This window comes from Streptomyces sp., assembly GCF_031178505.1.
Taxonomy (GTDB): Bacteria; Actinomycetota; Actinomycetes; order Streptomycetales; family Streptomycetaceae; genus Streptomyces; species Streptomyces gulbargensis.
Map to the genome: position 1 here is coordinate 1 of NZ_JAPSIW010000254.1, position 8513 is coordinate 8513.

Here is an 8513-nt window from a genome sequence, read left to right on the forward strand (position 1 = left end):
ATGGAACGCGCCGCCGGCACCCCCGTCGACGCGCCGCCCGACCGGAACCGGGCATGGCGCCTGGCCCCCGAGCGGGTCCTCGTCCCCGGCGACCGGGTGATCGTCGCGGCCACCCGCCGGGGCCTCGCCGAACTCCTGGGCCGGGGACGGCCCGCTCCCGGGCCGTCCCCGGCCCCCGCTCCCGACGCCCGGGAGCCACGGGGAAGGTGACGCCGGCTCCGCCACCGGGCAGGGATCAGGCCCCGCCACCGATCCGGCGGGGCGCCGGGCCTCCGGCCTCGCACCCGGCGGGGGACGCCGGGCCCGGATTCACCGAACTCCGCCCGGACCCACGCCTTCCGGTCGTACGATCCGACCATCCGGCGCCCTCGCGGTCCGGCCTCCGCCGGTACGCCGACCGCCCGGCCACACCGACCCCGTCAGGAGCCCCCGCCGTGAACGCACCGCACCGCGACTCCGCCGACCGGGAGCCGTACGTCCTGGACCCGGCGGGCGGCTGCCCCCACGCGGACAACGCCCGGCTCCTCGCCGGGGGCGCCGTGACCCCGGTCGTCCTGCCCGGCGGGATCGACGGCATGGCGGTGCTCGGCCACGACGCCCTGCGCGCCTTCCTCACCCACCCCGACGTGGCCAAGGGGGCCCGCCACTTCACCGCGCTCACCGAGGGCCGGATACCCGAGGGCTGGCCGCTGCGGACCTTCGCCATCGTGCCCGGCATGACCACCGCGGACGGTGCCGACCACCGCCGCCTGCGCACCCTGGTCGGCGGAGCCTTCACCCCGCGGCGGGTCGAGGCCATGCGCCCCCGGATCGAGGCGCTGACCTCACAACTCCTCGACCGGTTCGGCGAGGCCGCCCGGGACGGCGGAGGCGTCGCCGACCTGCGCCGCCACTACGCCCTCCCGCTGCCCCTCGGCGTCATCTGCGAACTCCTCGGCGTCGACCCCGCCCACCAGGAACGGCTGCACGAGCTCTCCGGTCTCGTCGTCGCCACCGACACCGAGCCCGCCCGTGCCGTCGCCGCCAACCGCGACCTGACGGACCTCCTCGCCGACATCGCCGACGCCAGGGCGCAGGAGCCCGGTGACGACCTCACCAGCGTCCTGCTCGCCGCACGGGACGAGGACGGCGACCGGCTCGACCGGTCGGAGCTGATCGGCACCCTGCTCCTGCTGATCGTCGCCGGCCACGAGACCACCCTGAACCTGGTCACCAACGCCGTCCGGGCGCTGTGCGCCCACCGGGACCAGCTCGCCCTGGTCAGGGAAGGGCGCGCCGGCTGGGCCGACGTGGTGGACGAGACCCTGCGCTGGGACAGCCCGGTGAGCTTCTTCCCGTTCCGTTACCCCACCCGGGACCTCGTTCTCGACGGCACGCTCGTCCCCCGGGGCACTCCGGTCCTCGCCGGGTACGCGGCGGCCGGCCGGGACCCCGGGGCGCACGGTCCGGACGCCCACCGGTTCGACCTGACCCGCGCCGGACGGGGCGCGCACCTCTCCCTCGGCCACGGCGCCCACTACTGCCTCGGCGCCCCGCTCGCCCGGCTGGAGGCCACCGTCGCCCTGAAAGCGCTGTTCACCCGCTTCCCGGACCTCGACCTCGCCGTCCCCGAGGCCCAGCTGCCCCGGCACGCCGGCTTCGTCGGCAACAGCGTCCGGGAACTCCCCGTCCGCCCGGGCGCCTGAGGACCGCCGGGCCGCACGCCGACCGGGCCCGCCCGCCCCTGCCCGGCCACGGTCAGCCGGGCCGCCCCCACTCGGTCACGGGCGCGGCCCGCAGCGAGGAGACGAGCCGCAGCAGCCGGTCCTCGTTCCCCGCGAGGCCCGCCGCGCGGAGCGCCTCGTCGGCCTCGGCCATCGGGTTGGCCAGCATCGCCGCCGCGTACGGCGCGAGCGACGGATCGGTCAGCACGGCCTGTGTGGACTCCAGCAGCCGCAGGTACGCCTGGGCCGCGGCGCGCTCGGTGGCGGTGGTCGTGGTCATGTCGGGCTCCCTCTCGACGGATTGCCGCTCCCACCCTCTCGTACGGGTCTGACAATCACCCTCAGCCACCGCCCTGGAGGTGTGTCACCAGCCGCTCCAGGAACACCCGCTGACCCGCGACGAGGAGCGGAGCCGCCGCCCGCGGGCCGAACCAGCCGACCCGGTCGACCTCGGGGAACTCCCGCGTCACCCCGGACCGCGGCGGCCACTCCATCGAGAACGTGCCGGGGACGACCTGGTCCGGATCGAGATCCCCCTCCACCGCCCAGACGGTGACCGTCTTCCCGTTGCGCTGCCGGACCTCCCCGAGCGCGACCCACGGTCCGTCCGGCGCGGGCAGCCCCAGCTCCTCCTCGAACTCCCGCCGCGCCGCCGCCTCCGGCTCCTCCTCCGGCCCGTACTCGCCCTTCGGCACCGACCAGGCGGCCTCCTCCCGCGCCGCCCAGAACGGCCCGCCCATGTGTCCGATGAGCACCTCGACACCGCCGTCGGGCGTACGGCGGTAGACCAGCAGACCCGCGCTGCGTTTGTCCGGCATGCCGTCAGTGTGACCGAGGCTCCCGCGCCCCGGCGCGGGGACGCGCCCGCCGCCGCCCGGGCCGCCGCCCCGCCTCACTCCCCGGCGGCGACCACGACCGGACCGCCCGCCGGGTCGGCCCCACCGGTCCAGTGCGGGCCGAGGCGCACCGAACGCCACGGTACGAGACGGGCCGGGAGCCGCTCCCGGCGCAGCGGCACGCCCGCCTGAGAGACGCTCAGGACCGGCCGGTCCAGCGGACGCCCCACCCGGACCAGCAGCGGCACGGGCTCCGCGCCGAGCAGGCCCGGCACCACCCACCGCAGCGCCCCGGCGGCCTCCACCGGCACCCCGTCCGGCCCGCCGCAGGCACCCGCGAGCCGGTCGAGCACGGCCGCGGCGACGCTCCGCCCCTCCGCCGCGGCCACCCGCGCCGGCTCGACGCCGCGCAGCAGATCGCCGACCGCGAAGACACCCGGCACCGCCGTACGGAACCGGCCGTCCACCAGCGGTCCCCGGCTGCCGGGGGCGAGCGGCACCCCGCCCCGCCGGGCGAGTTCGTGCTCCGGGATCCAGTCGCCCGTGAACACGGCGGTGTCGCACCGCAGGGTCCCGGCCCGCCCGTCCCGCGCCCGCACGGCGACCCCGGTCAGCCGTCCCCGGCCGAGGAGTTCCGTGACGACGGTCCCCGAGAGCACCGGTACGTCACCGATCCCGCGGGCCGGCGGCCCCTCGGTGACGACCGCCGCCACCTCCGCCCCGGCGGCGCGCAGGGCCCGCACCGCGTACCGCGCCACCGGGGCGCCGCCGACGACCACCGCACGCCGCCCGGCGAGGTCCCGGAGCCGTGCGGGCAGCACCGCCGTCCGCCGGAGTTCGCCGGTGGTCATGACCCCGGCCGGGCGCGTGCCCGGCACGAGGCGGGCGCTGCGGGGCCGTTCCCGCGCCCCGGTCGCGAGGATCACGGCCCGGGCCGCCACCACCTCCGGGCCCCCCGGCGCGGTCACCGCCACCGCGAGCCTCCCCGTGGCGGGCCCGCCGCCGGCCCAGCCGGTGACGGAGGCCCGGGTCCTGATCGTGGCCCCGGCCCGGAGGGCGGCCCGCACGGCGCCGCGCGCGTACGCGGGCCCGTCCAGCGGCCGGCCCCGCGCGTCGGCGCCGAAACCGGGGTGCGCGCAGTGGCGCGGTACACCGCCCGCGGTGCTCTCGCGCTCCAGGACCTCCACCCGCCCGGCGCCCGCGGCGGCCAGCCGCGCGGCGGCGGCGAGCCCCGCGGGACCGGCGCCCACCACGAGCACGTCGACCTGCCGGTTCACGGCGCCCCCGTCCCGTACCGCGCGAGGAGGACGCGCAGTTCCGCCCCGCAGTGGTTCCCCTGGCAGCGGCCCGCACGCGCGCGCGTGCGGCGGCGCAGCCCGTCGAGCCCGGCCGGCGGGATCGCCGAGGCGAACGCGTCCCGGATCTCGCCCCGGGTGACCCGCTCGCAGTGACAGACGATCGTGCCGTACTCCGGGTCGCGGGCGACGAGACCGGCGTCCCGGTACGGGCGGGGGAAGGCCGCGCCCAGGTTCGGCATCCGCACCGGTGCGAGGGCCCGTTCGGGTCCCGGGTCGAGTCCGCAGTCGGCGAGGAGCCCGAGCACGTGCTCGGCGAGGGCGAGGGAGGAGGAGAGTCCGGTGGAGCGGATGCCGCCGGCCGTCACGTACCGCTGCCGGGGGTGGGCCGCGCACCGGTAGTCCTCCTGGCCGGTGGCCGCCCGCAGTCCCGCGTACACGGCCGTGACCTCCTCGTCCAGGAGCGCCGGCAGGACGCGGGCGCCCTGGGCGCGCAACCCGGCGAGACCCTCGGCGGTCGTGCCGGTGGCCGCCTTGTCGCCCAGGTCCTCGGCGGTGGGGCCGAGCATGACGTTCCCGAAGACGGTCGGGGTGATCAGCACGCCCTTGCCGAGGCGGCCGGGCACGGGCAGCAGGATGTGCCGGACGAGGTCACGGGCGAGGGAGTCGAAGACGAGGAGCTGGCCGCGCCGAGGGGTGACGGTGAAGTCGTGGCGTCCGAGCAGCGCGTCGAAGGCGTCGGCGTGCAGGCCGCAGGCGTTCACCAGGTAACGGGCGCGCAGGGCCCCGCGCGGGGTGACGAGCCGGTGCCACGGCTCTCCGGGGACGACCCCGTCCACCCGGCAGTTCAGGTGCAGGTCCACACCGGAGCGGACGGCCTGGGTGGCGTAGGCGAGGGTGGTCGTCCAGGGGCAGATCACCGACTCGCCCGGTACGTCGAGGGCGGCGAGGGCCCCGGGTCCCAGGTGCGGTTCGCGCCGCCGCAGTTCGTCCCCGCCGATGACGCGGGTGCGGTGGTGGCCGTTGCGGGCGGCCTTCTCGGCGAGTCCCGGCAGCGCCGCCCGCTGGTCGTCGTCCCAGGCGACGAGCAGCGCGCCGAGCGGCTCGACGGGGATGCCGGACTCGCGGGCGTACGCGGTCAGCATCCGGTGCCCCTCACGGACGAGCCGGGCTTCGAGCGTGCCGGGCGCGGCGTCGAAGCCGGTGTGGAGGATGGCGGTGTTGGCCTTGGAGGTGCCCTCGCCGACGTCGTTCGCGGCCTCGACGAGCGCCACGCGCAGCGGGTGGCGGGCGAGGGCCCGGGCGACGGCGCAGCCGACGACCCCGGCGCCGACCACCACGACGTCGTACTCGGCGGCCGGGCCGGCGGGCAGCGGGCCGGTGCGCGTGACGCTCACGACGGGCCCTGCGCGAGGACGGCGGTCACGGCGGTACGGAACCGGCCGAGCCGCTCGGCGGCCTCGTCGGACCCGATCCGGGGCTCGTAGACGGCGGCGGGCCGCCACTCCGGTACGGCCTCGTGGACGGTGAGCCCGGGCCGGGCGCCGATCCGGGCGACCGCGCCCACGCCGAGCGCGGTGGCGTCGGTCGCGGAGGCGACCTCCACGGGCAGTTGGAGCAGGTCGGCCTGGGTCTGCATGAGCAGCGCGGAGCGGGTCAGGCCCCCGTCGGCCCGGAGGGAGGTCAGCGGCGCCCCCCGCTCCCCGGCCACGGCCGAGGCGAGGAGCACGACCTGGGCGGCGATGCCCTCGCACAGGGCGCGGACGAGGTGGCCGGGCGTGGTGTCGAGCCCGAGCCCGGTGAGCGACCCGCGCGCGTCGCCCCGCCACCAGGGGGCGGCGAGGCCGGCGAGCGCGGGCACGAAGGTGACGCCGCCGGAGTCCGGCACGCTCCCGCCGACGGGGTCGATCTCCTCCGCCCCGGCGAGGACCCCGAGGTCGGTGAGCCAGCGCACGGCGGAGGCCACGGTGTACACCTGTCCGTCCAGGCAGTGCGTCACGTCGTCGCCGAGCCGCCAGGCGACGCAGCCCACCAGTCCTGACGTGCTGCGCCGGGGCTCCGGTCCGGTCTGCGCGAGGAGGAACGCTCCCGTGCCGTAGGTGCACTTGGCGGCGGCCGGGTCGGTGGCGCTCTGGGCGAGCAGGGCCGCCTGCTGGTCGACGAGGAGTCCGGTCAGCGGCAGCGGCGGTCCGAAGGCGGTGGTGGTGCCGACCGGGGTGTCGCAGCCGACCACGCGGGGGAGCCGCTCCCCGTCGAGCCCCCAGAGCCCGAGTGCCCGGTCCGACCAGGCGACCGTGTCGAGGTCGAGGAGCCCGGTGCGGCCCGCGGTGGCCGCGTCGGTCACGAAGGCGCCGGTGAGGCGGTGGACGAGCCAGGCGTCGCTGGTGGTGACGACCCCGGCCGTGGTGGCGTGGCGGCGGATCCAGGCCATCTTCGGAGCGGCGAAGTAGGGGTCGACCGGAAGTCCGGTCACGTACGTCAACTCGCGGGCCTGGGTGGCCAGTTCGTCACAGAGTCCGGCCGCCCTGCGGTCCTGCCAGACCAGGGCGTCGGTGAGCGGCCCGCCGGTCGCCGGGTCCCAGGCGAGGACCGTCTCGCCCTGGTTGGCGAGGCCCACGGCCTCGACCGGGGTGCCGGCCTCGGCGAGCGCCGCCCGGCCGGCGGTGACGACCGAGTCGTACAGCTCACGCGGGTCGACCTCGACCCGTCCGCCCGGCAGGTACCGGGGCCGTACGGGCGCGGTACCCGTACCGATGACCCCCCGCTCCGGGCAGAGGACGAGCGCCTTGGTGCCCGACGTGCCCTGGTCGACGGCGAGTACCGGGCCGCCCGTCATGCTGCTGCTCCCGTCGTTCCGTCCGCTCGGTGATCATGTGGTCACCGAAAAGGGCCAGGGTGCCGCCGCCCGCCCCGGACGTCAAGAGCCGTCCGGGGAGCCTGTCAGGTCGTCCGCACGATCACTGACATGAAGTCAAATCCGGTCGCTGGCCGAATAGTTACGGTCACGCAGGAAAGTGGACCGGTCACGTCCAGTGCCCCCTATAGTGATCGCCGACCGACGGCCGGGACTGCCGCCGGGGGACTGACCACCCCCTCCACCGCACCGAGGAACCATGTCATCCACACCCCGCTCCACCCCCTGATGGCCGGTCACGGATTCCGGCCCGTCTACCACCCCGCGGGCCACGACCACGCCCTGCGCCACGCCGTCCAGGAGGTGCGCACCGGCCGCTGGGTGGCGATGGCCCGTCTTCTCGACGAGACCTCGGGGTGGGACGCCTGGACCCGCCGCACCCAGGTCCTCGCCACCGTCGCCGCCGGCACCGACGTCGTCCACGCCTGGCGCACCGAGGAGCCCGCGAACCTCGCCGCCGCCGTCATGGGCTGCCGCGTCGCCGTCGAACGCGCCGTCCGGGCCCATCGTTCCCGCCACGCCCGCGCCCGCGACCTCTGGCACGAGGCCCGCGCCGCCTGCCGGGAGACCGCCGACCGCGTCCCCGCGGACCCCGTGCCGTGGATCGGCCTGCTCGCCCTTGCCGCCCTCGACATCCGCCGTGACCTGCCCGAACACCGGCTCGCCCCGCCCGGCCCCATGCTGCCTCCGGGCCCCTGGGGACTCCTCGCCGAGGCGGAGAAACGCGACCCGCACAACCGCGAGGCGCACCACCGGATGCTCCAGTTCGTGTACGCGGGCAGCGGCGGCCCGCTGTCCGAGGCGGTCAACTACGCCCGCTGGGCCGAGGCGCAGGCCCCCGTCGGATCCCCGCTGCACGCCCTGCCGCTCTACGTGCGCGTCGAGCGCTACCGCCGGGAGCGCGGCCACGAGCGCGCCCTCGACCTCCACTGGGTCACCGAGGACGCCGTGCGCGACGCCCGCGGCGCCCTCGACGGCTGGTTCCTCTTCTGCGCCACGGAGGAGGCCTCCCAGCTCGACCTCAACCACCTCGCGCACGCCCTCTTCGGAGCCCTGCGCTTCTCCGACGCGGCCCGCGTCTTCCGGGCCCTCGGCCCCTACTACACGACGCTGCCCTGGGCCTACCGGACCGCGCGCCCCGACGACCGGGCCCTGGCCGAAGAGGTCTTCCTGCGCGCCCGCGCCCGCTGTCTCGGCGGGTGACCGGCGCCGGGGCCGGTGCCGCCGCCCGCACGCGTACACCCCGCGCGCGTGCCGCCCCCCGAACCCCGCCGTCCCTCCCGCGCCCCTGTCCCGTCCCGTTCCGCCCTCGTCCCCGTCCCCGGAGGAACACGCCCCATGTCCCGCACCGCTCCCCACGACGCGATACGCACACCGGCGCCCGCCCCGGACGAGGAGGCCCGGCTCCGCGAGCTGGGCTACCAGCCCGTCCTCGCCCGGCGGATGGGCGGCTTCGGCAACTTCGCCATCAGCTTCTCCGTCATCTCCATCCTGTCCGGCTGCATGACGCTGTACGGCTTCGGCCTCGGCACCGGCGGACCCGCCGTCATGCTGTGGGGCTGGGCGGGGGTCGGCCTCTTCGTCCTCTGCGTCGGCCTCGCCCTCGCCGAGGTCACCAGCGCCTACCCCACCTCCGGTGCGCTCTACTACATGGCGGACCGCCTCGGCGGACGCCGCTGGGGCTGGTACACCGGCTGGCTCAACCTGCTCGGTCTGCTCGGCGCCATCGCCGGCATCGACTACGGAGCCGCCCTCTTCACCGGAG

9 protein-coding genes are annotated in these 8513 nt (G+C 77.0%); 4 read left to right on the forward strand and 5 right to left on the reverse strand.

Annotated elements, in window-relative coordinates:
• A partial coding sequence (locus RIF68_RS18090) for a hypothetical protein (protein ID WP_309052305.1) occupies positions 1-210 on the forward strand: 210 nt, incomplete at its 5' end.
• 224 nt (positions 211-434) lie between these two features.
• Entirely contained in the window at positions 435-1685 is a 1251-nt protein-coding gene (locus RIF68_RS18095; protein WP_309052306.1) for a cytochrome P450, read from the forward strand.
• 52 nt (positions 1686-1737) lie between these two features.
• Here RIF68_RS18095 and RIF68_RS18100 read toward each other — a convergent pair whose 3' ends face one another.
• The 5 genes from RIF68_RS18100 to RIF68_RS18120 all read right to left on the reverse strand — a co-directional run bounded on the left by RIF68_RS18100 (position 1738) and on the right by RIF68_RS18120 (position 6670).
• Positions 1738-1983 (reverse strand): hypothetical protein, encoded by a 246-nt coding sequence (locus RIF68_RS18100; protein WP_309052307.1) that lies wholly within the window; start codon positions 1981-1983, stop codon positions 1738-1740.
• 61 nt (positions 1984-2044) lie between these two features.
• Positions 2045-2521 (reverse strand): NUDIX domain-containing protein, encoded by a 477-nt coding sequence (locus RIF68_RS18105; RefSeq protein WP_309052308.1) that lies wholly within the window; start codon positions 2519-2521, stop codon positions 2045-2047.
• Between the two features lie 74 nt (positions 2522-2595).
• Positions 2596-3816 (reverse strand): FAD-dependent oxidoreductase, encoded by a 1221-nt coding sequence (locus RIF68_RS18110; protein ID WP_309052309.1) that lies wholly within the window; start codon positions 3814-3816, stop codon positions 2596-2598.
• Complete coding sequence (locus RIF68_RS18115) at positions 3813-5231, reverse strand: FAD-dependent oxidoreductase (RefSeq protein WP_309052310.1); 1419 nt, start codon at positions 5229-5231, stop codon at positions 3813-3815. The genes RIF68_RS18110 and RIF68_RS18115 overlap by 4 nt, the downstream gene beginning before the upstream one ends.
• Positions 5228-6670 carry an FGGY family carbohydrate kinase gene (locus RIF68_RS18120; protein ID WP_309052311.1) on the reverse strand — a complete coding sequence of 481 codons (1443 nt, stop codon included), beginning with the start codon at positions 6668-6670 and terminating at the stop codon, positions 5228-5230. The genes RIF68_RS18115 and RIF68_RS18120 overlap by 4 nt, the downstream gene beginning before the upstream one ends.
• 306 nt (positions 6671-6976) lie before the next feature.
• On the opposite strand from RIF68_RS18120, the gene RIF68_RS18125 reads away from it, so the two are divergent.
• Together RIF68_RS18125 and RIF68_RS18130 are read left to right on the forward strand one after the other, a co-directional pair.
• The gene (locus tag RIF68_RS18125; RefSeq protein WP_309052312.1) at positions 6977-7951 is read left to right on the forward strand and encodes a hypothetical protein; all 975 of its coding nucleotides are present in this window, start codon (positions 6977-6979) and stop codon (positions 7949-7951) included.
• 135 nt (positions 7952-8086) lie between these two features.
• Positions 8087-8513: amino acid permease (locus tag RIF68_RS18130; RefSeq protein ID WP_309052313.1), on the forward strand; the 427-nt coding region annotated here is incomplete at its 3' end.